The following is a 25,322-nucleotide window of genomic DNA, read 5'->3' as shown; positions in this document are numbered from 1 at the left end:
AACAAATGTCTAAAGGAATTAAAATACTTATAGTTGAAGATGATGAAAACTTACGTTTTTTAGTAGTTCATCGCTTGCAAGCAGAAGGATATCAAGTACTAGAAAATAGCGATGGTGCAACTGCTGTAGAAACTATCATGGCAGAAAAACCAGAAATTGTACTGTTAGATTGGATGTTGCCCGGTAAAGAAGGCGGAGAAGTTTGTGAAGAGGTGCGTAAACAAGGGTACGAGGGGCTAGTTATTATGATGACTGCAAAAGCCCAAGATGTAGATAAAATTGATGCGTATAATTTTGGTGCGTCAGACTATGTAACTAAACCTTTTAATATGGATGTTTTGGTGGCGATGTTAGATAGTAAAGTTAAATTTTTGTTGAACAATGACCGCTCAGAAATTCATCGATTTGGTAACATGGAGCATCATCCAAATATTCATACCTTATATCGTGATGGAAAAAAAATTGAGCTTACTATTTTAGAGAATAGAATATTATTATATTTTTTACGTAACCCAAATAAAGTAATTAATCGTGATGAATTGATGTTGGTAGTTTGGGGTTACAATTCTGATGTGAATACGCGTACACTTGATATGCACATTGTTAGATTACGTAAAAAAATTGAGCTTAATCCAGATAATCCTCAGTTATTACAAACGGTACGCGGTATAGGTTATCGCTTTAATGCTGGATAATATTTCTCCTGAATTTCTTAAAGATTGTAATCAGATTTATTTAAGAAATTCAGGATTTTTTATGCTGTTTATTTTCAAATGGGTACTGCTGAACTTAAAAAATGGATAACAAACAGAATTGCCCATTGCAAAAGCATTGTTCCATCTAAGTAAAAGAAGTAGTAATATTCATTTCTTTTGAAGTTCGATTTAAAAATCAGCCATCCTGTTAAGAAAATAGTTAAAGCTAAACCTATCACATCTAAGTTGATGTTTTTAGTGAAAAGTACGAGTAAAATTAAATAAGCACCTAATAAAGCTTGACAAAAAATCCATGCTTTTTTTTCGCCCAACATTACAGGAATAGTTTTCAATTCATAGAGTTTGTCTTGAAAAAGATCACGAATATCAAAAGGGATAGTAATGGCACAAATAAATAAAAATCGTTTAGCCACTAACAATAATGTTTCTCCTAATGGGATTACTACATTCCTATTATTCTCAAGTTCTACAATTGGTAAAAGCACACAACTTACCGACCAAACAAAAGCAATTAAAAATAGCTTAATACCTGGTAAATTTCTTAATCCTATTTTTTTTTGATTTAAACTTAAAAAAGGAAAGTTATATGCAACTGCGATTAAGCCAACAAAACCCATTAATAATTTTGCCTGAAAACTTAAATACAGTAGGCCTACTGGGATAATACACAGTATAGAAATTAACGTGATAGAAATAATTAACCGATGATGAGAAAAAATCCACCGTACTCTTTTAAACGGCGATTTATGCGGTTCTTTCGGCTTGGATAACAACATGCTTAAATTGTATATCAACAATGTAGAAAAGAAAACGAACGCTAAAACGTAAATATCTGGCGGGAGCTTTAAGAGATAATAGGTAACTAAACCTTGCGCAACGGCGCAAATGGCAATAAAAAGATTGCTAAAAAGCAGAAAATCTAAAATAGAAAAAAGTGCTTTTTTTAACATAATATAAATTTAGCGAATAGTAACTTGGTATTTTTACTACTTAAGATCGCTTTAATTCAAATATCGTAATTTCTGGTAAAATTCCTACACGTCCCGGATATCCTAAAAAGCCATAACCTACATTTACATATAGCTGTTGCTCTTTTTCTCTATAAAGCCCAGCCCATTCTTTATAAATATATTGTACTGGACTCCATTGAAATTCTTTTAACCTAACGCCAAACTGCATACCGTGAGTGTGGCCGCTAAACATAGCATCAACATCTGGGTATTTTTCTAAAACTTCTCCACGCCAATGTGATGGATCATGAGAAAGTAGTAATTTAACAGGCAAATCCTCGGTGTTTTTATGGGCTAATTCCATCTTCCCATATTTAGGGAAACGACCCATTCCCCAATTTTCTATTCCCAAAATCCCAATTTCTTCACCATCAACTTTTAAGCGTCTATTTTCATTCATCAACAAATCATAACCCATTAATTTATGAGTTGCAATCATGTCTTGTAAGTTTTTAACTTTTGCTGGCGAGCTTTCCTTGCCAAAATAATAATCACCATAATCGTGATTACCTAACGTAGAATATACGCCTAATGGCGCTTTAACTTTTGAGAAAATATCTTGATATTCTCTTACCTCATTCGTTAAGTTATTGACTAAATCGCCGGTGAAAAAAATTAAATCTGGTTTTTCTGCCAAAAGCATTTCTACACCACCTTTTACCGCTGTTTTATTGTAAAAACTGCCAGAATGGATATCAGATATTTGTCCTAATTTTATACCATCAAAGGCTTTTGGTAAGTTAGGAAGAATGAGTTTTACTCGTTTTACTTTGTAATCGTATGCGCCAGAAATAATGCCCCAACTTAAAGAGCTTAAAGGAATTGCAGCTGCTACAAGTCCAGCTTTTACTAAAAAAGAAGAGCGACTGATAGGTTCGCCCATTGGTTGTTGAGTTGTTTGGCTGCTTGGATGTTTCGGTCTAGTTAATCTAAATAATTTAATAGAAAACCGTCTTAAATCATCAATTAATAAAAATGGAAGCATGAAGACTTTTCCTACACTTAATAAAAAGAAAGCTACCAGAATAACTGCTCTTACTGTTAAAAATAAGTTAAGATAGATGGCTGCAAAAACACCAATAATTAATAAACTATTTATCGTCCACCAAACAATGGTAAAATTTCTTTTGGTTTTGGGCGACCATTTTTTAAAAACGCTAATAATAGCTTTGTAACAGTAAAAATCTAATAAAAGTACTATTAGACAAAGTATAGTTAAAAATCCTGTTCTTCCCATTTATGGATTAAAGTAGTGGTATAATTTTATTGTTGAAGTAATATAGTTTGGAGGGGTTTTTATTATCTAAAATCGTCTTCGTCCTCATCGGTTAAATCTACATTAAAAAGACTATCAAACATATCTGAAAAACCAAAACCACCTGCTAAGTAATTTTTGCTTAATTGTGAAAATTCTGCTAAACCATGCAATACAAATTCCATTAATAAAAGTGTTTGATTTTCGCTTAATTTAGGATGAAACTTCTGAACTAATTCATGCAATCCTTCCACTTCCATTAAATGTTTTTTGTACTCATCTAGCTTCAAATCATCAGCAATATCTATCGTATTACCTTCTGTAAACCATTCCGTGATTTTTGTGTACGGATTGGCACTTTTGCTTTTTTTAGCTCTTTCTGGATCTGGGAAATATCTGGCAAATAAATGTTTGACCGCTTTTCCTATTAACGTATGAGCAACTTTGGCTGGACCTTCTAATTCGCCCTCATAAACTAATTCTATTTTGCCTGTAATTGCTGGAATAATTCCACTTAAATCTGCTAAACGTACAAATGTAGATTGCTCATGATTGATCAACATTCTTCGCTCTGCATTACTTATTAAATTCTCATATGCTGAGATAGTTAAACGAGCAGAAACTCCAGATTTTTGATCAATAAATTCACTTTTACGTGCTTCGAAAGATACTTGCTCAATTAAATCTTTCACTAACCCATCAACTTCAATTAAACGTTGTTCTTCAGTCAATTTTGCTTCTTGAAAAGTAATTTTTCTAGAAATTTCTACTGTTTTTGGATAATGTGTTAAAATTTGACTTTCAATTCTGTCTTTTAAAGGTGTTACAATGCTGCCACGGTTGGTATAATCTTCAGGATTTGCTGTAAATACAAACTGAACATCTAGCGGTAAACGCAATTTGAAGCCACGAATTTGAATGTCTTTTTCTTGTAGCATGTTGAACAAAGCTACTTGAATACGAGCTTGTAAATCGGGTAATTCGTTAATGACAAATATTCCGCGATGCGCTCTTGGAATTAACCCAAAATGGATTACACGTTCATCGTTATATGTTAATTTTAAGGTTGCAGCTTTAATCGGATCAACATCGCCAATCAAATCTGCAACGGTTACATCGGGTGTGGCTAATTTTTCTGTATAGCGTTCGCTGCGATGCTGCCACAAAATTGGGGTCTCATTACCCTTCGTAGCAATTTCGTTTTTTGCATACCATGAGATAGGATTTAACGGATCGTCAAAAATCTCACTTCCTGCAACGTAAGGAATATATTCGTCTAAAAGATTTACTAGTAAACGAGCAATTCTGGTTTTCGCCTGACCACGCAACCCTAATAACAAAACATTATGTCTTGATAAAATAGCAGTTTGCAATTCTGGGATAACAGTTTCATCGTAACCAAGAATTCCCTCAAAACCAAGCTCTTTTTGTTGAAGCTGTTTAATCAGATTTTTTCTTAATTCGTCTTTAACGCTAAGTGAAATATAGTTCGAGGCTTTTAATTCGCCTAATGTTTTTGCTTGCATAATTTTTATTTAGTCAGTAAGTCTGTAAAGTCTTAAGTCCGAATTTTGGTCTAATAACTTTCCGACTACCTAAAAGTTTTTCTTCTATTTTTAATATAATCCTCAAAAATGTATTCGCCTAAGCCAGTTAATGAACTGTAAAAAGCTCTACCGCCATTAATTTGTGTAAACTGTCTTACAAATTGTTGTAAATAAGGATCTTGTGCAATCATAAATGTGGTAATCGGAATATTTAGCCGTTTACATTGTGCCGCCATATTTAAAGTTTTACCAATTACTTTTCTATCTAAGCCCATGCTATTTTTATAATATCGACCATTTTCCTTTAAACAAGTTGGTTTTCCATCGGTAATCATAAAAATTTGTTTGTTATGCGTTTTTCTACGACGTAATAAATCGGTAGCTAGCTCTAATCCTGCTAGCGTATTGGTATGGTAAGGACCAACTTGTAAGTAAGGTAAATCTTTAATGGTAATTGGCCAAGCATCGTTTCCAAAAACTACAATATCTAAAGTGTCTTTTGGGTATTTTGTTTTAATCAGCTCCGCTAAAGCCATTGCTGTTTTTTTTGCAGGTGTAATCCGGTCTTCGCCATATAAAATCATAGAATGAGAAATATCTATCATTAACACAGTTGATGTTAGTGTTTTATAGTCCTTTTCCTCGACTTCTAAATCTTTTTCAGTTAGAGTGAAATTACTAATGCCATGATTTACTTGCGCATTTTGAATTGACGCTGTCATGTCGATTTGATCTAAACTATCGCCAAAATTATATTCGCGTCGATCTGCATTTTTTTCTTCTCCAATACCAGAAATATTGCTGTTGTGATTTCCTTTTCCAGCTTTTTTTAATTTACCGAAGATTTCTTCCAACGCAGATTTTCGAATGGTTTGCTCAGTTTTTGCAGTTATTTTTACTTCACCATTTTCCTCTTTGAGATAACCTTTTTCTTTCAAATCCTCAATAAAATCGCCCATGGCATAATCATTATTGGTGAATTTGTATTGCTTATCAAGTTCGTTCATCCACGCTAAAGTTTCCCCAGCATCGCCAGCGGTATAATTAAGTAATTCGGTAAAAAGCTTAAGCAATTCATCGAAACCACCTTTTGGCAATTTATTCGGTAAAAACTTAGAAAATTGAAATCCTCTCATGACCTATATAAACGTAGTATCGAAGGTAAAAGTTTGAGAATGAAGTAATGTTATGGACTTGTAAAAATACCTTACTATATTTAAAGATGAAACAGATGAAAAAATTAATAGTACTACTCATTTGCTTGTTCTCTTTACAAACTCAGGCACAAAAAGTTAATGATAAGCAAGAAATTTTGAACCTACTAGAAAAGCAACGAACAGACTGGAATAGGGGTGACGTTGAAGCTTTTATGCAAGGCTACTGGAAAAACGATAGTCTATTGTTTGTAGGAAAAAGTGGAGCAACTTATGGTTGGCAAAAAACATTGGACAATTATAAGAAGGGCTATCCTGATAAGGCAGCAATGGGTTTTTTAACTTTCGGAATTAAAAAAGTAGAGCTTTTTACTAAAGATAGAGCTTTTGTTTTAGGGAGTTGGAATGTAAAACAGGAAAAAAATGAGTTAAAAGGATATTTTACACTTCTATTGCGCAAGATAAATGGCGCTTGGAAAGTTGTGGTAGATCATTCGAGCTAAAAGAACAATAAAAAAAGGTCAAAACATTATTGCTTTGACCTTTTTAACTTCTTATGAAAAACTATTTAGGATTTCCGTTCTTTAATGCTCTTTCGGCACGTTTAATAGCTAGTTTTTCTCTCCATTGTGCATAAGGAGCTTTAAAAGCCATTTTCAATAAACTATCTACACCACCTTTGATGGCTAAATTGAAAACACTGGCAGCTTTTCTACTTAAAGATGCATCCCAAGCTCTTAAACTTAAAGAGAAAGAACCATCTAAATACTTCATCCAATGCCACATACCTGTTGGCATGAATAATGTATCACCATGTTCTAAAAATACTTCGTAACCTTCTACGCCTTTCAATGCTGGGAATTTTTCGAAATCTGGATTAGCAACATCATAATCTTCTAGCGCATATGTTGCGTTAGGAATACAATACAAACGCTTTTTCCATTTATTATCAAATAGAATGATATGTTTTCTTCCGCCGAAATGCGTATGGAAAAGATGTGGTAAATCTATATCGTAATGTAAAAATGTAACAGAATTAGAACCGCCAAAAAACATAGCTGGCATACTTTCTATAAAACCACCCATTAAATCTTTAGGGATTTTAATGTCGTTTATTAAACTTGGAACATGCTTAAACAAATTAAAAAAGAAAATGCGTAATTCGGTAGGTTCTCTTTTAATCAAATCCAAATAATCGCCAAATTTCATGCTGGCAATAGAAGCATTAATCGGCTTAGTAGGATCAGCCTTAGAATTATCCACTAAGTTAACTTCAATATTCCCACCAATCTCCTTTAAATAATCGGTTGTCCATTTTTCCCGGGCAGGCCAATCTTTGGTTAATCCTTTTATAATTAACGGTTTACCTGCATCGAGATAATTTTTTTTGAAGTCTTCTCGGCTAATGGTTTCAACGGTGTCAACTGGTTTTAAAATAAAGCTCATAATGTGCAATAAAGTAAATTCTAGGCAAAAAAAATTGTTTAATTATTTTACCAACACAAAAGTGTAAATTAAAATTTAAAAAAAATATGATTAATCTCATAAATGTTAAGACTATGATAATTCGATGTAAATAAAAAGCGCCCTGAATATTCAGAACGCTCTCGTATTAACCAGTAAACTAAAATAATTAAATGTTTATTTCGGCATTAAAACGGTATCAATTACATGAATAACCCCATTGCTTTGAAAAACATCTTTAATGGTAACCTTAGCCATTCCACCTTTTTCATCTTTAAGCATTAAATTTTTACCTTCCATCCAAGCCCATAATTTTCCGCCTTGTAAAGTGGTCAATTCTGCTTTACCACCGCCAGCTTTAATAGCAGTTGCAATTTCTTTGCTTCCCATTTTACCTGCTACAACATGATAAGTTAGGATTGTAGTTAACGTTGCTTTGTTTTCTGGTTTTACTAACATATCTACAGTTCCTGCAGGTAATTTTGCAAATGCATCATTTGTCGGTGCAAAAACTGTAAATGGTCCAGCAGTTTTTAAGGTTTCTACCAAACCTGCAGCACTCACAGCCGCAACTAATGTAGTATGATCTTTTGAGTTGATAGCGTTTTCAACAATGTTTTTGGTTGGATACATTTCAGCACCACCAACCATTGGGTTTTTTTGTGCATAAACTTGAGTTGTGAATGCGATAGTTATTACTACAATCGCTGATAAGAATATTCTTTTCATAATTTTTTAATTTGATATGAAAGCAGATACGCAGAATAAAACTTACTGGATTGAGATTGATTTAATGAATTGCTTAATGCTCTGAATTACAATTTATTAAATTTAATATTAAAGCTAAGTAACTTTCGCTTTGCGGATGATTTTAGAAAATAAGCGAGGGAAAAAGCGTTTAAGTAATACGCCTTTTACTTCTTTGCCGCCAATGTAAACTTCTTCTTTTTTGGCTTCAATTGCTTTCATTATTTGTTCAGCACAAACTTTAGGCATCATACCATTTTCTTGAGCGTCATCCATAGTACCTTGCGCTGTACCATTTGCCGTTACCGCATTGATAGTTACATTTGTTTTGATAAAACCTGGGCAAGCCAACATGATATGTACATTTGGATTGTCAATTTCTATGCGCAATGAATCGAAATAACCATGCAAAGCGTGTTTTGATGCAGCGTAAGCAGAGCGGAAACGAGTTCCGAATTTCCCCACTAAACTACTCACACAAACAATATTGCCACTTCCTTGCGCTAACATCTGTGGTAAAACAGCTTTACTTAAAATTACTGTACCCCAAAAATTAACATCCATTAAACGTTTTTCGGTTTCTAAATTAGTTTCTAGTGCTAAGCTTCTTTGACTAATTCCTCCACTATTAATTAAAATATCAATTCTGCCGAAAATTTTGATGGCTTCATCGGATTTGCCTTTTAAGGAAGTATTGTCAGCTAAATCAAGTGATAAAACGTGCACATTAATTTGATCTTTGCAATTAGATTTCACTCTAAAAAGCTCATCTCGGTTGCGAGATGAAATAATTAATTTTGCTCCAGCTTTGTTGTATGCGTATACTAATGCTTCGCCAATGCCAGATGAAGCTCCTGTAATCCACACAATTTTATTGTTCATCTGCATTGGATGTGGAGTTTTTTAATGCATCATTTTCTATAACTTTTTCTTCCATCGATTTCTCAGTAACTATCTTTTCTTTCTTGGAAGTGGTATGTATAAATTTTTCATCGTATTCTGGTCTTAAGGTTCCCATCCATCTATCCCAAAATAAAAAATACAAACCATAATTGCCTTTAAAAAATTGATGATGCATATTATGAGCAGTTCCAGTACTTACCCATTTGCCAATTTTACTTTTTTGAAATTTTGCTGAAAATAATTCATAACCTAAATGGCCATACACATTGTAAACAAATACAATCGTGAAAAATACGGCTAAATGTATTTGATGGACTGGCATAATAAAGATGATCACCACAAATATTCCGGTTTCTATTACCGCTTCTAATGGATGGAAGGAATAAGCGGTCCAAGGAGTTGGACTGGTAGATTTATGGTGAATTAAATGGAAAAGACGAAACAATTTCGGATGATGCATCATACGGTGAGTCCAATAAAAATAAGCATCATGAATAAGCAACATTAAAGGAAATGCTAAAAAGAAATACACCCAACCGTAATCACTAATATTTTGATATAACAGTGTATGTGGACGCATCTTGTCGTTTTCTAAAAAAATTACTGGTAAAGCTCCAAAAATTACAATGGTAATAATCGAATAGAAAATATCTCGTTTGTGATCAGATATTTTAGGTATTTTCTTTTGTAGGCGTCTTCCGCTAAACCGTTCATGAAATAATACATAGAAAATTAAAAAAGCAATTCCAGCGATTAAAAAATAACGAGTTCCTACATCAAAAATATATTTCAGGAAATTTTCTGGGGTCATAACAGCAAATAATAGAGGATGTTGAGCAAAAATAAGTAAAATGCATTAGAATTTTTTATTCATCAGTTGCAAAAAGTTCTGCCGCAATACCATCTGCAAATAATTTACCTTCATGAGTAAGATTGATGATATTATGGTTTAACACCAAGTGCTCTTTATCAATAAATGGTCGAATTTGTTTGAGCGTTTGTTCCGCATAATTTTTGCCGAAATCGGTAGTTATCTTTTGTAAATTTATTCCCCACATGGTACGCAGCGAAGTCATAATGTATTCATTGAAACGATCAATTTGACTTAATTCTTCAATATCTTCAGCTAGTTTTTGTGAGCTTAAAGCACTTAAATATTTTGCGTTATTAGCTACGTTTATATATCTGTTGAAACCATCAAAACCATGAGCAGAAGGGCCAATACCTAAATACGATACACCCTTCCAGTAATTAGTATTATGAACTGCATATTTGCCAGGTAAACTGTAGTTTGAAATCTCATAGTGCTCAAAATTATGCTTCGTCAATTGATCTGTTAAGATTAAAAACTGAGCTGCACTTTGTTCTTCATTTATAGGTGTTTGTTTGCCTTTTTGTATCGAATTAGCTAATACCGTACGGGCTTCTACCGTTAGAGAATAAGCGGAAATATGTGGGGTTTGTAAAGATAAAACAGTTTGAATATTAGCCAACAGTTTTTCGTCGGTTAACAATGGATAGCCATAAATTAAATCGATACTTAAGTTCTCAAATCCAGCATCCTGACTTCTTTTTATACAATTTATAGCTTCATCCGCGTTATGCGCTCGGTTCATCCAAACTAAATCTTCATTAAAAAAAGATTGGATGCCAATGCTAAATCTATTAATTGGAAGTTGACGTAGTTCGCTTATTTTTTTAGCATCAAGATCATCAGGGTTGGCTTCAATCGTAATTTCGGCATCGGCCGATATGGAAAAACATGTTGTAAGTGTATCGAAAATCTTTTGAAGTGAGGCCGCAGATAAAACAGAAGGAGTGCCACCACCAAGATAAATGCTCCCGATTTGTTCTGTTATGCGATCTTTTTTAAGTCTAATTTCTGTACAAATTGCATCTGTCATTTCATCTACATACTTAAAGGAAGTAGAAAAATGGAAATCACAATAGGTGCATGCTTTTTTACAGAAGGGAATATGGATATAAATGCCAGCCATTGTACAAAGATAAATTAATTTAAGCCGACAGCTCTTATAGCTCAAGATTTAAAACAATGTCTTTTATGAAAACAAAATAATAAAGCAGTAAATTTGTGATTATTTGGCACAGCTAATTAGCTGTTTATTTACAATGTTTAGAAAAAGTCTTTTACTTATTTTATTGTGTTTTAGTAGTTTAATATTGCCTGTTAAAGCGCAACAAATACCTTTAACAACAGATAGTATTTCTAGAATCTCATTAATAGCAGATAGTTTAAATTCTGCTAAAACTGTAGTTGTTGTAGAAGATACTATAACCCCGCAGCGCTTAAGACCACTTGATTCTTTAACAAAGGTGTTTATTATAGATAGTTTAAAAAAGGGATTTGGGTATCCAAAATTAAATTTTAAGGTTCTTGTAGAAAATTTTTTACGCAATTCTGTAAATAATGATCCGCGGCAACAAGGAGATATATTAGCGAAAGGCGATATTTGGATACTAGCCTTTATTGCCTTTTTATTGGTGCTATTTGCCATTTTAAAAAATGTCTTTTCTAAACAGTTAATGGCAATTATTTTATCCTTTTTTAGCAATCGAGCTTTAGGTAATTTAAATAAAGAGGACAATCTCTTTACCTCATGGCCTTTTTTATTACTTTTTGTTCAGTTTGGTTTTACCATTGGGATGTTTTTTTATTTGATGGCTCAATATCAAAAACTAGATTATATTGCCAATGGTTTCCAATTTTTTATAACAATCTCAATCGCCATCATAGTGCTATATGTGTTAAAAATTGTATTATTGCGAGTGCTTGGCTATATATTTAACATCCAAAAACCAGTTAACGAATATATTTCCATATTATATTTAAGTTATTTTAATGCTTCTTTATTGTTCACTCCGCTAGTTATCGCATTTGCACTTTCTCCACTAAAATACGGCTCATTTTATATTGCAACGGCAATTATTTTAGTAGTAGTAATCTTTGTTTTTCAATTTATCAGGGCAGGAGTAAATATTTTATCTCATTATAGGTTTTCAAAAGTCTATTTATTTTTGTACTTTTGCACCCTCGAAATTTGCCCTATATTAATATTAATCAAGGCAATAGGATTTTAAAGAGGTAATTAGTTAAAATGCAGGAAAAGAAAGAAGATAGGTTACGTAAAGTTAAAAGTATACTGATCACTTTACCAAAGCCCGAAACAGAAAAATCACCTTATTTTGATTTGGCTAAAAAGTACAATTTGAAAATCGACTTTCGGTCATTTATTCACGTTGAAGGAGTTCCAGCCAGAGATTTTAGAAAAGACAAAATCAACTTAGCAGAATTTACTGCCGTTGTCTTTACAAGTCGTAACGCAGTTGATCATTTCTTCAGAATATGTGAAGAGATGAGATATGAGGTGCCAGCAGATCTTAAATATTTTTGTATCTCTGAATCTACTGCTTTATATCTTCAAAAATATATTCAATATAGAAAACGTAAAATCTTCTTTGGTAAACAAACAGCTTCAGATTTAGCAGAAGTTTTGAAAAAACACGCCGGAGAGAAATTTTTATATCCTTGTTCTGATGTGGCTACAGAAGATACCATGAATTTCTTGCAGAAAAATGGATATGATGTTACTCCTGCAGTTTTATTTAAAACAGTAGTTAGTAATTTATCAGATTTAGCAGAAGTTTTCTATGACGTAATTGCGTTTTTCAGTCCATCAAGCATACAATCGCTTTATACTAATTTTCCAGACTTTAAGCAGAATAATACCCGCATAGCTGCATTTGGTTCAAATACTAATAAAGCTGCAACCGATGCTGGTCAAATAGTAGATATTGCTGCACCTAGTCCAGAAGCTCCTTCTATGATTATGGCAATAGAAAATTATATAAAAAAATCTAATAAGTAATTTTTCATAACATGTGCCGTTACTTCAACAATATTTGAAGAAATTCTACGGTTAAAAACAATTTTCTTCACCTTAAATCTTAGTTGAGATATGGGCTGATTTAAATTAAACAACTTACTATTAAGTTGTTATATTTTGAATTATGCTAACAAGGTGTTGTGGATTTATTTGTCTAAATAATTGTTTATTTCAAGGATTTTCGATAAAATTGCTACATAATAAAAAGATATTGCTTTAACGAATTTTATGAGAAAAATATACTTTCTTGGATTTTTGATCCTCTCTAGTTTGCTTTTTAGCTGTAAAAGTGGGCAGCAGGGAGAACTAGTTGGCGCATACAACAAAAAATTTAAGAATAAAACAATTCCTTATGGAATGGTTTTTATCCCGCCAGGAAGAACTTTAATTGGTATGACTGATGAAGATATTAGCTTTTATCAGGGTTCACCAAGCCGTATGACTTCATTTCCTGCATTTTATATGGATCAAACTGAAATTACAAATGCAGAGTATAGACAATTTGTAAATTGGGTTAGAGATTCCGTTGCGGTAACGACATTAGGTCAATCTGGTGCGCCAAATTTATATATGCCGCAACCAGCTGCAGCAGCAGGAACAACGGTATCTGGTCAGCGAAATATTAATTGGAAAGCTATAGGTAAAAGTGGTGTGCTTTGGGGAAAAAATAGTGCATATAAAGCTAGATTGCAAAATATGTATTATTCAGGTAATGATGCTTTACCAGGTAAAAATGAATTTGATATTCGTAAATTCAGATATGCTTACAGTTATTTGGATCACGATTTAGAAGCTGCAGGAAGAAACGATCCAAGCAAAAGCAGACAAGATTTTATACAAACATATACGGATAATCCTACTCCAGGGAAAGCAAATGAGCATCCTTCGGTTAGTGTATATCCAGATACCTTAGTTTGGAAATTGGATTTTTCTTATGCGCAAAATGATCCAATGGTTGATTCATATTTTAACCATCCATCGTATGATGGATATCCAGTAGTTGGCGTAACTTGGGAACAAGCAACTGCTTTTTGTAATTGGAGAACAGTTTTATATAAAAATATAGCATCTGCTAGAAAGCTTCCAGAAAATGGGAGATTAAAATATCGCCTACCAACAGATCAAGAATTTGAATATGCAGCTAGAGGTGGAAGAACTCAAACTAAATACCCTTGGGGTGGTCCTTATATTAAAAATACTAAAGGCTGTTTACAAGCAAACTTTAAAGTAGGCCGAGGTAATTATACTGATGATGGCGGTTTGTATACAGTAGATGCTAGAGCTTATATTCCTAATGATTATGGCTTATATAACATGGCAGGGAATGTAGCCGAGTGGACAGTAACAGCTTATAACAGATCAGCTACAAGCTTATTGTCAGATTTTAGTCCTAACTATGTAAATACAGCAAAAGGAGCTAAAGTAGTAAGAGGTGGTTCATGGAAAGATATTGGCTTCTTTTTGCAAAACTCTGTAGGTACTTACGAATACCAAGATAAAGCAAGATCGTATATCGGCTTCCGTTGTGTTTCTGATTATCCTGGCAACGCATTAAATTAAAATTTCAACAACAACAAATAAAAAACTTTAAATAAAATTATGGCAGCAAGAAAACAACCGGGTTGGTTACACGTGGCAATTTCCTGGGGAGCAAGTATAGTAATTATCGGTGCATTATGTAAAATTATTCACTTTGGTGGATCATGGGCAAACATAATTATTGGAGTTGGTTTAGGTGTGGAAGCATTATTATTCTTCTTAACAGGATTTTTTCCGCCAGAACCAGAGTTGCCTTGGGAAAGAGTTTATCCTGAATTAAATATGGGATTTGCAGGTGAATTACCAAAAGCTACTGCTAGACCAGCAGTTTCTTCAGGTTCTTCTTCAACAGCAGCATTAGATAGTATGTTAGATAATGCTAAAATTGGACCTGAATTAATTGAGAGTTTGGGAACTGGCTTACGCACTTTTGGTGATAAAGTCGCTACGATTTCTAATGTGAGTGATGCTGCGCTTGCAACAAACGAATTTACGGGGAAAGTAAAAACAGCTTCATCAAGCTTTGATAATTTAAGTAATGCTTTTGAAAAAGCTACTTCACAGTTAGTAGAAATGGGAGAAAGCAATGTTGATTCTAAAGCATACCATGATCAAGTAAATAATTTAGCTAAGAATTTATCAGCCTTAAACGCAGTATATGAATTAGAATTACAAGATTCTAGTGCTCATTTAAAATCAATGAATAAGTTCTACCAGAATTTATCTTTAACAATGGGTAATTTCAATGAATCAATGGAAGATTCTAAACAGTTTAAAGAAGAAGTAGGTAAACTGGCTAAAAACTTAGCGTCATTAAATGCAATTTATGGCAATATGTTAACAGCTATGAACCAACCACGTACATAATTAGTTCCATTATTTAAATCAGTAAACAAAAATCTAATTTAACATGGCTGGAGGAAAAGAAACGACAAGGCAGAAGATGATTAATATCATGTATTTGGTATTGTTAGCAATGCTTGCTTTAAACGTTTCAGATGCAATCTTAAATGCTTTTAAGAACATTAACGATAGTTTAGATGCCTCAAAAACGAATGTAAGCTCTGGTTTAGAGCAAACTTTTAGTGCATTTGAAGAAACAGAATTAAAAAATAAACCTGAACGAGCTCAACCACTTTGGGAACGAGCTCAAAAGGTAAAAGCTTATGCTGAAGAGTTGAATAAAGAAATTCAAAGACTTAAAGATGAGTTTAAAGAAAAAGGCGAAGGAATTGATCCTGAAACTGGAGATTTTGTGTTAAGAGACAATTTAGATATTGCTCAAAACATCATGATCAATAAAAAAGAAGGCGCAAAGCTAAAAGAGAAAATTAATGATACTCGAGCAAAGCTAATTGCATTATTAGATGAGAAAGATAGAGCAAATGTTTCATTTTCTTTAGAAGCGAAGGATCCTTTAAAAGCGGTGAATGGTAAAAAATGGGAAGATGTTAATTTTGGCGAAGGAACTCCATTAACAGCCGCAAATACCATTTTAACTAAATTACAAGCAGATTTAAAAAATGCAGAATCAGAAGTAGTTCGGAAGATTTTTGGTAAAATGAGCGAAACTACGATTATCATGGATGAGTTTAAAGCTGTGGCTGTTCCTTCAAGTAGTTATGTAATTCAAGGTCAACCGTACAAAGCGGATATTTTCTTAACCGCAAGAGATACAAAATCAAATCCGGAAATTTCTGTGGGTGGTAGTTCTTTATCGGTTGTAAAAGGCATCGCTACGTATACTGGCGGCACAAACAGCGTAGGCGAATTTAAATGGAAAGGTACAATTAGAGTTAAAAAAACTGATGGTACTTATTCAACTTATCCAACAGAAGAAATGACATATCAAGTTGCAAAACCATCTGCAACAGTATCATCAACTAACTTAAATGTAATTTACGCAGGTATTCCTAATCCATTTTCAATTTCTGCACCAGGATTTTCTTTAGAAAGTATTAAAGCTAGTATTTCTGCAGGCTCAATGACTGGTGGTTCTGGTAGATATACCATTAATGTACCTGGTAGCTTAATTGGTAATGAAGTTACGATTAGTGTTTCGGGTAATAGCAATGGAAAATCGCTAAGCTTGGGAACGAATAAATTTAGAGTAAAAGGAATTCCTAATCCAGTAGCTAAATTTGCTGGTAAAATGGGAGGAATTATTTCTGGGAATACAATTGCAAGAGAAGGTCAAGTTTCAGCAACTATTGAAAATTTTGAATTTGATGTTAAAGTAAGAGTTACTAAGTTCAGTGTAACAGTAGTTAGACCACGCCAAGATGCCCAAGTTTATTATTGCACTGGCGATAATTTTAATGCACAAGCTAAAGCTGCATTATCAAACTTGCCATTTAAATCTGTGGTTTATATTGATAATATTGTTGCTCAAATGCCAGATGGACGTACACCAACATTAAATTCTATGGTATTTACCGTAAACTAAAAATTATGAAGAAAATATTTTTTCTAGCTATATTCCTTTTAAGTGTGGGATTTGTTTATGCACAAAATCCAACTACTCCTCCTACAGCTGCGGATAAAAAAGTAACACCTAAGAAGAAAGGCCCAAAGAAAGATGGCTTTATTTATAGAGAAGAAAGTGTAGCGGATACTGTCGTACCTTATGCACCAGTAAATAAAGAAGATGTGGTTTACACAAAGAGAGTATGGCGTGAAATAGATCTTCGTGATCGTGGTAACCAAGTGTTAGCTTCACCTAAAGTTAGTTTATTAGGTGTTATTTATGATGCAGTTAGCAATGGGGAATTGGATTTATATTCTAGTGAAGATGAAGATTTTAAAGGTGAACCATTAGGACAGAAAAAAGGTAATGATCCAAAAATTACCAATAGCTCTGCAGCTGATACCGCTTTTTTAGGTGTTAATCCAGGTACAAATGAAATTAACAGAGCAAACAATGAGTTCTTTGCTTCAAGCTTTACTACGTTAAGAATTAAAGAAGATTGGATATTAGATATTAAACGAGGAATTTTCGAACCTAGGATAATTGGTATTGCTCCAGTTAGAATTGATGTGAAAACTCAAGTTGACAATAATGGAAATCCAGTTCCTGATCCTACAACGGGGAAACCGAGAGCAGATACATTAAAAACAGTAGCAGGTTGGTTGTATTTTGATGATCTAAGAGAAATCTTAGTGAAACACAAAGTTGCGAATAATCAGAATGATAATTCTGGAATTAACTTTGATGATGTATTTACAAGAAGATTGTTTTTTAGCAATATCACTAAAGTTTCTAATGCTGCGGATAATAGAATTGAAGACATTTTGTTTAATCCTAAAGAGAGATTATTAGAATCTGAGCGTATTAAAAAGGCGATGGCAGATTTTGAACAAGGTCTTTGGGAATACTAATCTTAAAATTTTATAAAATCTCGATTATTCGGGGTTTTTTTATGCTTTAAAGTAATTACTTAATGCGATAATTTGTCTCTTGTTTAGAAGTTGAGCTAATTCTTCTTCTGATGCTTCTTTTATTTTTTTAACAGACTTAAATTTCACCAAAAGTTTATCTGCGGTAGTTTTTCCAATGCCAGGAATTACTTCTAATTCTGTTTTCAGTGTACCCTGATCTCTTTTTTTGCGATGGAAAGTAATACCAAAACGATGTGCCTCATCTCGTAATTGTTGAATTATTTTTAAGGTTTCAGATTTTTTGTCAAGATACAACGGAAAACTATCTCCAGGGTAATACAATTCTTCTAAACGCTTAGCAATACCAATAACCGTTACTCTTTTATCAATGCCTAATTTCTTTAAACTGCTAACGGCAGATGACAATTGACCTTTACCGCCATCTATAATAATTAATTGTGGTAGTGACTGTTCTTCCTCCAGCATTCGTTTATAGCGTCTATAAACGGCTTCTTCCATAGTCGCAAAATCATTTGGCCCTTCTACTGTTTTAACGTTAAAATGGCGGTAATCTTTCTTACTTGGTTTAGCATCCTTAAAAACTACAATGGCAGAAACAGGATATTTACCTTGAAAATTTGAGTTATCAAAACACTCAATATGTTGAGGAACTTGGGTAAGCCTTAAATCTTTTTGCATCTGACTTAAAATACGATCAGTTCTTAAATCAGGATTTAATTTTTCATATTGATTTAATTTCTCACGTTTAAAAAACAATACATTTTTTTCCGATAGCTCTAATAATTTCTTCTTTTCGCCAAGCTTTGGTACGGTAAATTTTAAATTTTTATCTAATAATGAAATATTGAAAGGAACAATAATCTCTTTGGAAGTGCTATTAAATTTGGTTCTGAACTCAGTAATTGCAATCGTTAATAATTCCTCATCAGTCTCATCCAATCGTTTTTTAATTTCTATAGTTTGCGTTTGAATAATACTACCATTCACTACTTTCAAGTAATTTACAAAAGCATAACGTTCATCTGATGCAATACTTACCACATCAATATTTGTAATAGCGCTATTTACAACGGTTGATTTACTTTGGTATTTTTCTAAAATCAATAGTTTTTTTTGATACGAATGAGCAAGTTCAAAATTTAAATCTTCTGAAGCTTTCTTGACAACTTGTTTTACGTCCTTAATTACACTACCAATTTTACCGTTTAAAATAGCTGTAATTTCCTCAATGTTTTGATCGTAATCTGCTTTGCTTTGATAATTTTGGCAAGGACCTTTGCAATTACCTATCTGATATTCTAAACATACTTTAAATTTTCCATCGTTAATATTCTGTGGAGTTAATGGAAGATTGCAGGTTCTTAATGTATAGGTTTCCTTTATTAAATCTAAAATAGTGTGCATCATTCCTACCGATGCGTATGGCCCAAAATATGTAGAACCATCTTTAATCAATTTTCGTGTCCAGTAAATACGCGGAAAATCTTCTTTCTTAATGATAATCCATGGATAGGTTTTATCATCTTTCAGCATAATGTTATAGCGAGGCTGATGCTTTTTAATTAGGCTGTTCTCCAATAACCAAGCATCAATTTCAGTATCAACTATGGTAAAACTTATTCGTCTAATTTTAGAAACAAGAACTTTTGTTTTGCCATTAACCTGTTTATCTTGATTAAAATAAGAACCAACACGATTGCGTAAATCTTTAGCTTTGCCAATATAAATCAGCAAACCTTCCTCATCAAAATACTGGTAAACTCCAGGTTTATGCGGAATATCGGCCAATGCCTTTTTATAATCGAAAGCACTCATTTATACGTCGGGATGATTTAATAAAACTAGAAACCTAACTTTTTATCGAGTTCAGTTGTGTCCTGTTCAGGTTGCTGATATTGATTACAATCATAAACGATGGAAACGCCGTTTTTAGGAGGTTCGAAATCAGCTTTGCTTATTTTTAAATTTGGATTAGCATATACCCGCTTCATAAAACCAGCATAAATAGGTAGTGCCGAATTTGCACCTTCTCCATCTCTAGTACTTGTAAAATGGAAAGCCCTGTCCTCACAACCTGTCCAAATACCTGCCACTAAATCAGGTGTAATTGCCATGAACCACCCATCTGAATTGTTTTGAGTTGTTCCAGTTTTTCCACCAGTTGGTGCATTTATACCATATTTATAGCTTAATCTTGAACCTGTTCCGCCAGTAATTACACCTTTTAACATTCTTGTCATTACAAAAGCAACTTCTTCGTTCATAACCACCTTTATGGTTGGTTTACTATCATATAGCACTACGCCATTTTTATCTTCTATTTTTAAAATATAGGTAGGTTGTGTCCAAACACCTTTATTCGCAAAAACACCATAAGCACCAACCATATCGTAAATAGAGGCGTCAAAAACGCCTAAAGCAATAGAAGGTACAATCGGAACATCTGAGGTTATACCCATTTTTTTTGCTTCTGTAGCTACCGCGGTCGGTCCGACTTGCTTCATTAAATAAGCTGCAATGTAGTTTTGTGAATAGGCCAAAGCTTTTTGCAAGGTAATTGCACCAGGTAAAGTTCCAGATGAACGAGGAGTCCAGTCAGGACTGCCTGGGTTCGAAATAGTAACAGGCTCGTTTTGCACTGTAAAGCAAGGTGAGTATCCATTCTCTATGGCTACCGCATATGTAAATGGTTTAGCCGTTGAGCCAACTTGGCGAGTTCCCATTTTTACTTGATCGTATTTAAAATGCTCAAAATTAATTCCCCCTACCCAAGCTTTAATGTAACCTGTTTTAGGATCCATTGCCATCATCGCATTGCGCAATAATAATTTGTAATATTTTACAGAATCAATAGGTTTCATCAAGGTGTCTATATCACCTTTCCAAGTGAAAATAGTTAGCATGCTTGGCGTATTAAAATCTTTTCTTATTTCTTCATCAGATTTCCCCTCTAATTTTAATGCTTTATATCGATCTGAACGTTTAATTCCTTGATCGATTTGTAATTCCATTCCTTTAAAGGGGTTTCGCCCTTTCCAACTATTCGTAAATTGCTGTTGCAAAATTTTCATGTATTCTTTTTGCGCTTGCTCAGCATAAACTTGCATATCGTAGTTAATAGTGGTGGTTATTTTCAATCCATCTCTATCTAAATCGTAAGGAATGCCATTATTTGTAATAGAGCGATCCTCTAAAATTTTTCTTACTTCTGATTTTAAAACGGCTCTGAAGTAAGGGGCAACACCATCATTGGTAGTAGCTGCATTAAAATGTAAATCTAGCGGTTTTACCTTTTCTTTTTCAAATTGTTCAGCAGTAAGTAAATCTGCTTTAACCATTAACGCCATTACTGTATTTCTTCTGGTTAATGATCTTTCTGGATTTTTAGTTGGTGAATACCTTGTAATACCTCTTTGAATACCAACTAAAACTGCGGCTTGTGGTACTGTTAATTTATCAGGAGTTGTATTAAAGTAAACTCTTGCAGCAGATTTAATCCCAAAAGCTTGATTACCAAAATCTACTGTATTTAAATACATGGTGATAATTTCTTCCTTCGTATAATTGCGTTCTAATTTTACAGCAATTACCCATTCTTGAAATTTTTGGATTATTCTTTTAAAGTAATTCTTTTGTCTCCCTTCCTCAGAAAATAAATTTAAAGCCAATTGTTGAGTAATTGTACTCCCGCCCTGTTTTTTGCCCATTAATGCATAGGCGAAAATGGTAAAAGTACGCTTAAAGTCTATGCCAGAATGAGAAAGAAAACGGACATCTTCTGTTGCAATTAATGCATTTACGACATTTGGAGATATTTCGCTATAATTGATGTTAGAACGATTTTTAACAAAGTAAGTTCCTATAACTTTACCATCTTCAGAAAGAATTTCGGTTGCTTCATTACTTTTTGGATGTTCAATTGCTCTAAAGGAAGGAATATCGCCAAATAGCCCGAAACCTATTGAAACAATAAATAAAGCGAAAAACACCATGCCACCAATGAGCAATTTCCAAAGTCTGAGATTATATTTCTTTATGTTTTCTGGTGTTAGGGATGTATTCATTTTATTACTGGTTGTTCTTGAAAAACTCAATATACCTATTTAATAGTTCTCTATTCTTAATTTTGTCGAAGTTCTCTTTACTAATATAAAAACCTTTATAAGTAGTCACAGGAACTTTCATGATTTTTGCTAGTTGCGGAGTAATACTTTCTGCATAAACTCTTACCTCATTTAAGGAGGTAAAATTACCAACAAAAATTAATTGATCTTCATCTAGTTCTAATAATTGATGCTTTAATCCTGTTCCAGCATAATTTCCTCTATTAAATTGACCAATACCAAAACGAGATGAGCTGACACTTAAGCTCATATCATTAACGCTAATTACATAATAATAAAGATCGGATTCCGCTTTGCTGAAAAAATTATCTACAGGTTTAACTACTGGTTCATTTTTAACTTCTTGCGATTTTGCGCTAATTGGTGTATTTGGAGTAGGAGTGACAACTGGTGTAGGGGCAGGAACAACAGGCTTAACCTCTGCAGGTTCTGACCTAGTTACAATAAGCGCTGGCTTATTTACGACAGCACTATTTTCTCCTTGCGAAATAAAATGAGGTTCTGTTGGATCAAAATCAATAAGTGCAATTTTTCTTGCTTTAAATGCAGGTAAATTAGCATTAATGTAATTTATATGATCTAAAACTAATGGATTTATCAGTTTATCATCTGGGTATTTGGAAATAATAGTGTTAAAGGCTAACAATAAACTATCCACGTTTTGTGTACGACCAATGGCGATAGCTTTTAAATAATCGTATTGAGCTTGCAATGCATTCCCTGGGAATCGTTGATTGGTTTCATTTACAGCAGCAATTACAGCAGGAAAATCTTTTTGTTCATAACGACCAAAAACAGTATTGTAAATTTTATTTACTTCTAAATCTAAAGCATTTTGTTTCGCTGAAAAATTAGGATCTAAAATGGTTTTAGCATAAACAGAATTTGGATATTGAGCTAACACCTTATTTTTATACAACGCAGAATTGGCTTGATCTGCTTTTGCATAACCAAGATATAAGCTATAATAAATTGCGTCTAAATGATTGTTTTGTGGATATCTTGCTAATAATTCTTCATAAACCTTGATAGCCTCTTCTTCATCCTGAAGTACTTGTTGATAAAATCCAGCAATTTCGAAATAAGCATCTACTATTCTTTGATCAGACTTAACCATCAGATCTGCTGTTAAAGGTAATAATGCTGTATATTCTTTAATTCGTGTTTCTTTATCAGCGTTTGCAGTTTGAATATCTGATGGATTAGTTGAATTACCAATTGCAGCAGACTGATTTTGTTGATTAACCTGAGCAGATGACTTTACACTTTGTCTCCAATTATCTTCTAAAACTCTATTCCCCCAGCGCTTTTTAAAATCTGTAAAACCTCTGCTAATTGCATTGTTATTGCTAAAATAAAACTTTTCGTTGCTTTGCGTTTTTATAGGATCGTCTGCTTTTATAACCTTACCATTATCAATAGATTTAGTGGATAAAACTTCCTTTTTCGGTTCAAATAGTTCGCTTAATTTCTTTTCACGAGCCTGTTCTGGTAAACGAGCAATAAGCTGCAATGTATCTTCATTTGCAATTAACTGGTATCGTTGAGTTAAATATTCTAAATTTTCTGCTTTTTTAAGAATCCCTTCATAGCCTGGATAATTTTTAGGTAACGTAGTTACTGCACTATCATAATATAACTTAGCATTCACATAATCGCCGAGATTTTTAAAGTTGAGATCGGCAATTTTTAAATACGATAAGCCCTTTTGATATTGGTTAGTTACACTTTTTTGAACAGATAATTTGTAATACTCCTCTGCCTTTTTATACTCCTTATCCGCAAAATAATCTTCAGCTACCTCATAATAAATCTGATCGGTATAATCGAAATTTTTATCGTCCTTTAATAACTTAAGTAATTGCTGTTTGCGGTTTGAAGTTTGTGCATTCAAAAAATCATTAATTCGAATTTTACTCAGCTTTGCATTAAAATACATTTCGAAAGGCGCATTGCTATTCTCAACTTTTGTATAATTGTGTAAACTAGCATCGTACTCTTTATTATATTCGTATAGTTGAGCTAAAATATAGGGCCATCTAGTTCTACTTTGTATTTTGTTAGTTTCCTTAATCGCTTGCTCTAAAAAACCAATTGCTTCTTTATAATCTTGCTGATAAATGCTCATTTGTGCTAACGTAGCCAATGGTTCTGCTTTTTCACTTTTAACAGAATCTAATGTTGCTTTTACAGTATCTAAGGTAAGTTCTGCTTTTTCATAATTATTCAATTGCATTAAGCTACGAGCTTTCCATGTCATCGCACTTAAAAAGACGTCCTTATTTCTTTTATAAGTTTTTGCAGTATAATCAAAATATTCTACCGCAGTAAAATAATTACCCTTATAAAAATTTGTTTTTCCTAGAAGGATGTACGCTTCATCAATATAATTGCTAAAGTTTTTTTCGCTAATAATTGTTTGAGCCTTTTGTGTAATCTCATCTAATGATTTGGCATTGCCAGTAGTAGCAATAGGATTTAGATAATCTGAAGTTGCAGGAGCGATATAAACTGCCAAAAAATCATCATAATTATCTTTGTAGGTCTGAGAAAGATCATCCTGATAAGTTGTTAATAAAACATTTGAGTTATAAATGTAGTTGTAACGGGCAGATAGGTTTTGTAAACTTCTGTTTGTAGCATTATCTTTTTGCGTAGAGCAACCAATAAAAATGGTTATGCTTAGGCAAGATAGAATAATTTTTGCGCTGAGTTTTGCGTAGTTGTTCAAGAATTTAAGAATTGCGTATAACTTTACAAGATAACAGAATGTATGCAAAAATATTTTATTTGACAGTAAATTTTTAATATTTGAACTTATATTTTTAACAGAATAGTTATTATGACAAACTTTGAGGATAATGATAAAGATAAACAGGCTAGTAATTTCGCAAAGTATACAGGTATAGCTTTTCAGATGTTAGCTACAATTGGGTTATTTGCATTTATAGGGTATAAAATTGATGAGAATAGTGGAAACACAAAATCAATTTACACCGCTATGTTAGGTTTGCTAGGAGTTGTTATGTCTTTATTTATGGTAATTAGGTCTTTAACAAATAAAAAGTAAAATAATCTTCTATTTGCCCCAGCATTAATTGCAAAATGAAAGCCCTAATATCAGTGCTTTCTTATACCTTTGCCTTAAAATTATAGATTTTGAGTTTACCGCGTTTCATTTTATACTATCTTTTATATACCTTATTATTAATAGGAATTATTGTCGGATTAACCTATGCTTTCCCAAATCTAAACCTGTTAAGTAATAAATTTTGGCTTGTTTTTGGATTTATTGCAGGTATTACTTTTATCGCTTATATAGTAGCTTATTTAGGGATAAAACGTAATCCAGAAACGGGTGTTTTGGCAATTATGGGCTCAATTGCCGTAAAGATGCTTTTTTCTATGGCTTTTGTGCTGATTTACAGCTTAAACCATAAAGGAAAAGACCTCGTATTTGTCTTCAATTTTTTTTCTTTATATTTATTGTTTACGGGTTTTGAAATATACGGTTTGTTACGTAACTTGCGCCACCAAAATAAATAGTAAAAATCTGCGA

The 25,322-nt window shown here is 33.0% G+C and carries 22 protein-coding genes; 10 read left to right on the top strand and 12 right to left on the bottom strand.

Annotation, left to right across the window (positions count from 1 at the left end; all coding sequences use genetic code 11):
* Positions 1-5 precede the first annotated feature (5 nt).
* Complete coding sequence (locus ACHMWN_RS02665) at positions 6-695, top strand: response regulator transcription factor (protein ID WP_397297525.1); 690 nt, start codon at positions 6-8, stop codon at positions 693-695.
* Positions 696-769: 74 nt separating this feature from the next.
* On the opposite strand, the gene ACHMWN_RS02660 is transcribed toward ACHMWN_RS02665, so the two are convergent.
* The 4 genes from ACHMWN_RS02660 to ACHMWN_RS02645 all read right to left on the bottom strand — a co-directional run bounded on the left by ACHMWN_RS02660 (position 770) and on the right by ACHMWN_RS02645 (position 5,664).
* Positions 770-1,666 carry a hypothetical protein gene (locus tag ACHMWN_RS02660; protein ID WP_397297523.1) on the bottom strand — a complete coding sequence of 299 codons (897 nt, stop codon included), beginning with the start codon at positions 1,664-1,666 and terminating at the stop codon, positions 770-772.
* A gap of 40 nt (positions 1,667-1,706) precedes the next feature.
* Positions 1,707-2,963, bottom strand: coding sequence for a metallophosphoesterase (locus ACHMWN_RS02655; protein ID WP_397297521.1), 1,257 nt, complete (start codon positions 2,961-2,963; stop codon positions 1,707-1,709).
* 62 nt (positions 2,964-3,025) lie between these two features.
* Entirely contained in the window at positions 3,026-4,507 is a 1,482-nt protein-coding gene (locus ACHMWN_RS02650; protein ID WP_397297519.1) for a sigma 54-interacting transcriptional regulator, read from the bottom strand.
* 65 nt (positions 4,508-4,572) lie between these two features.
* Positions 4,573-5,664, bottom strand: coding sequence for a VWA domain-containing protein (locus ACHMWN_RS02645; RefSeq protein WP_397297517.1), 1,092 nt, complete (start codon positions 5,662-5,664; stop codon positions 4,573-4,575).
* Between the two features lie 95 nt (positions 5,665-5,759).
* Here ACHMWN_RS02645 and ACHMWN_RS02640 point away from each other — a divergent pair, with 95 nt between their 5' ends.
* The gene (locus ACHMWN_RS02640; protein WP_397297515.1) at positions 5,760-6,185 is read left to right on the top strand and encodes a YybH family protein; all 426 of its coding nucleotides are present in this window, start codon (positions 5,760-5,762) and stop codon (positions 6,183-6,185) included.
* Positions 6,186-6,246: 61 nt separating this feature from the next.
* On the opposite strand, the gene ACHMWN_RS02635 is transcribed toward ACHMWN_RS02640, so the two are convergent.
* The 5 genes from ACHMWN_RS02635 to hemW all read right to left on the bottom strand — a co-directional run bounded on the left by ACHMWN_RS02635 (position 6,247) and on the right by hemW (position 10,793).
* Positions 6,247-7,128 (bottom strand): cupin-like domain-containing protein, encoded by an 882-nt coding sequence (locus tag ACHMWN_RS02635; RefSeq protein ID WP_397297514.1) that lies wholly within the window; start codon positions 7,126-7,128, stop codon positions 6,247-6,249.
* 195 nt (positions 7,129-7,323) lie between these two features.
* Complete coding sequence (locus tag ACHMWN_RS02630; protein ID WP_397297512.1) at positions 7,324-7,875, bottom strand: fasciclin domain-containing protein; 552 nt, start codon at positions 7,873-7,875, stop codon at positions 7,324-7,326.
* Positions 7,876-7,989: 114 nt separating this feature from the next.
* Positions 7,990-8,775, bottom strand: coding sequence for an SDR family oxidoreductase (locus ACHMWN_RS02625; RefSeq protein ID WP_397297510.1), 786 nt, complete (start codon positions 8,773-8,775; stop codon positions 7,990-7,992).
* Positions 8,765-9,607: a sterol desaturase family protein gene (locus tag ACHMWN_RS02620; RefSeq protein WP_397297508.1), complete on the bottom strand. Its 843-nt coding sequence runs from the start codon at positions 9,605-9,607 to the stop codon at positions 8,765-8,767. The genes ACHMWN_RS02625 and ACHMWN_RS02620 overlap by 11 nt, the downstream gene beginning before the upstream one ends.
* Positions 9,608-9,662: 55 nt before the next feature.
* On the bottom strand, positions 9,663-10,793 hold the full coding sequence (hemW, locus tag ACHMWN_RS02615; protein WP_397297506.1) for a radical SAM family heme chaperone HemW: 1,131 nt from the start codon (positions 10,791-10,793) through the stop codon (positions 9,663-9,665).
* A gap of 133 nt (positions 10,794-10,926) precedes the next feature.
* Between hemW and ACHMWN_RS02610 the strand changes: the two genes are divergently transcribed.
* The 6 genes from ACHMWN_RS02610 (at position 10,927) to gldN (ending at position 17,618) form a co-directional block, all read left to right on the top strand.
* A complete protein-coding gene (locus ACHMWN_RS02610; RefSeq protein WP_397297505.1) occupies positions 10,927-11,895 on the top strand; it encodes a DUF4271 domain-containing protein in 969 nt (322 codons plus the stop codon).
* A gap of 17 nt (positions 11,896-11,912) precedes the next feature.
* Positions 11,913-12,683 carry a uroporphyrinogen-III synthase gene (locus ACHMWN_RS02605; RefSeq protein ID WP_397297503.1) on the top strand — a complete coding sequence of 257 codons (771 nt, stop codon included), beginning with the start codon at positions 11,913-11,915 and terminating at the stop codon, positions 12,681-12,683.
* 246 nt (positions 12,684-12,929) lie between these two features.
* Complete coding sequence (locus ACHMWN_RS02600) at positions 12,930-14,261, top strand: SUMF1/EgtB/PvdO family nonheme iron enzyme (RefSeq protein ID WP_397297501.1); 1,332 nt, start codon at positions 12,930-12,932, stop codon at positions 14,259-14,261.
* 39 nt (positions 14,262-14,300) lie between these two features.
* Positions 14,301-15,107: a gliding motility protein GldL gene (gene gldL / locus ACHMWN_RS02595; protein ID WP_397297499.1), complete on the top strand. Its 807-nt coding sequence runs from the start codon at positions 14,301-14,303 to the stop codon at positions 15,105-15,107.
* 43 nt (positions 15,108-15,150) lie between these two features.
* Entirely contained in the window at positions 15,151-16,686 is a 1,536-nt protein-coding gene (gene gldM, locus ACHMWN_RS02590; RefSeq protein WP_397297497.1) for a gliding motility protein GldM, read from the top strand.
* Between the two features lie 5 nt (positions 16,687-16,691).
* Complete coding sequence (gene gldN / locus ACHMWN_RS02585) at positions 16,692-17,618, top strand: gliding motility protein GldN (RefSeq protein ID WP_397297496.1); 927 nt, start codon at positions 16,692-16,694, stop codon at positions 17,616-17,618.
* A 39-nt stretch (positions 17,619-17,657) separates the two neighbouring features.
* Here gldN and uvrC read toward each other — a convergent pair whose 3' ends face one another.
* Genes uvrC through ACHMWN_RS02570 form a run of 3 tightly spaced genes read right to left on the bottom strand, consistent with a single transcriptional unit; the run spans position 17,658 to position 24,494 of the window.
* A complete protein-coding gene (gene uvrC / locus ACHMWN_RS02580) occupies positions 17,658-19,454 on the bottom strand; it encodes an excinuclease ABC subunit UvrC (RefSeq protein WP_397297494.1) in 1,797 nt (598 codons plus the stop codon).
* A gap of 26 nt (positions 19,455-19,480) precedes the next feature.
* Positions 19,481-21,703, bottom strand: coding sequence for a transglycosylase domain-containing protein (locus tag ACHMWN_RS02575; protein WP_397297493.1), 2,223 nt, complete (start codon positions 21,701-21,703; stop codon positions 19,481-19,483).
* Between the two features lie 4 nt (positions 21,704-21,707).
* Positions 21,708-24,494, bottom strand: a complete 2,787-nt coding sequence (locus ACHMWN_RS02570) for a tetratricopeptide repeat protein (protein WP_397297491.1) — start codon at positions 24,492-24,494, stop codon at positions 21,708-21,710.
* 111 nt (positions 24,495-24,605) lie between these two features.
* Between ACHMWN_RS02570 and ACHMWN_RS02565 the strand changes: the two genes are divergently transcribed.
* Positions 24,606-24,833: an AtpZ/AtpI family protein gene (locus tag ACHMWN_RS02565; RefSeq protein ID WP_397297490.1), complete on the top strand. Its 228-nt coding sequence runs from the start codon at positions 24,606-24,608 to the stop codon at positions 24,831-24,833.
* An 89-nt stretch (positions 24,834-24,922) separates the two neighbouring features.
* Positions 24,923-25,309 carry a hypothetical protein gene (locus ACHMWN_RS02560; protein WP_397297489.1) on the top strand — a complete coding sequence of 129 codons (387 nt, stop codon included), beginning with the start codon at positions 24,923-24,925 and terminating at the stop codon, positions 25,307-25,309.
* The last annotated feature ends 13 nt before the right edge of the window (positions 25,310-25,322 follow it).

This window comes from Pedobacter sp. UC225_61 (assembly GCF_044452285.1).
Lineage (GTDB): Bacteria > Bacteroidota > Bacteroidia > Sphingobacteriales > Sphingobacteriaceae > Pedobacter.
This window is presented reverse-complemented; position numbering and strand designations above follow the sequence as displayed.

Bases quoted from the DNA above. Each gene is read 5' to 3' on its own strand.
- ACHMWN_RS02665 (WP_397297525.1), top strand. From the start codon at position 6: ATGTCTAAAGGAATTAAAATACTTATAGTTGAAGATGATGAAAACTTA.
- ACHMWN_RS02640 (WP_397297515.1), top strand. From the start codon at position 5,760: ATGAAAAAATTAATAGTACTACTCATTTGCTTGTTCTCTTTACAAACT.
- ACHMWN_RS02625 (WP_397297510.1), bottom strand. From the start codon at position 8,775: ATGAACAATAAAATTGTGTGGATTACAGGAGCTTCATCTGGCATTGGC.
- ACHMWN_RS02635 (WP_397297514.1), bottom strand. From the start codon at position 7,128: ATGAGCTTTATTTTAAAACCAGTTGACACCGTTGAAACCATTAGCCGA.
- hemW (WP_397297506.1), bottom strand. From the start codon at position 10,793: ATGGCTGGCATTTATATCCATATTCCCTTCTGTAAAAAAGCATGCACC.
- gldL (WP_397297499.1), top strand. From the start codon at position 14,301: ATGGCAGCAAGAAAACAACCGGGTTGGTTACACGTGGCAATTTCCTGG.
- uvrC (WP_397297494.1), bottom strand. From the start codon at position 19,454: ATGAGTGCTTTCGATTATAAAAAGGCATTGGCCGATATTCCGCATAAA.
- ACHMWN_RS02565 (WP_397297490.1), top strand. From the start codon at position 24,606: ATGACAAACTTTGAGGATAATGATAAAGATAAACAGGCTAGTAATTTC.
- ACHMWN_RS02645 (WP_397297517.1), bottom strand. From the start codon at position 5,664: ATGAGAGGATTTCAATTTTCTAAGTTTTTACCGAATAAATTGCCAAAA.
- ACHMWN_RS02620 (WP_397297508.1), bottom strand. From the start codon at position 9,607: ATGACCCCAGAAAATTTCCTGAAATATATTTTTGATGTAGGAACTCGT.
- gldM (WP_397297497.1), top strand. From the start codon at position 15,151: ATGGCTGGAGGAAAAGAAACGACAAGGCAGAAGATGATTAATATCATG.
- ACHMWN_RS02630 (WP_397297512.1), bottom strand. From the start codon at position 7,875: ATGAAAAGAATATTCTTATCAGCGATTGTAGTAATAACTATCGCATTC.
- ACHMWN_RS02660 (WP_397297523.1), bottom strand. From the start codon at position 1,666: ATGTTAAAAAAAGCACTTTTTTCTATTTTAGATTTTCTGCTTTTTAGC.
- ACHMWN_RS02605 (WP_397297503.1), top strand. From the start codon at position 11,913: ATGCAGGAAAAGAAAGAAGATAGGTTACGTAAAGTTAAAAGTATACTG.
- ACHMWN_RS02575 (WP_397297493.1), bottom strand. From the start codon at position 21,703: ATGAATACATCCCTAACACCAGAAAACATAAAGAAATATAATCTCAGA.
- ACHMWN_RS02655 (WP_397297521.1), bottom strand. From the start codon at position 2,963: ATGGGAAGAACAGGATTTTTAACTATACTTTGTCTAATAGTACTTTTA.
- ACHMWN_RS02650 (WP_397297519.1), bottom strand. From the start codon at position 4,507: ATGCAAGCAAAAACATTAGGCGAATTAAAAGCCTCGAACTATATTTCA.
- ACHMWN_RS02600 (WP_397297501.1), top strand. From the start codon at position 12,930: ATGAGAAAAATATACTTTCTTGGATTTTTGATCCTCTCTAGTTTGCTT.
- gldN (WP_397297496.1), top strand. From the start codon at position 16,692: ATGAAGAAAATATTTTTTCTAGCTATATTCCTTTTAAGTGTGGGATTT.
- ACHMWN_RS02610 (WP_397297505.1), top strand. From the start codon at position 10,927: ATGTTTAGAAAAAGTCTTTTACTTATTTTATTGTGTTTTAGTAGTTTA.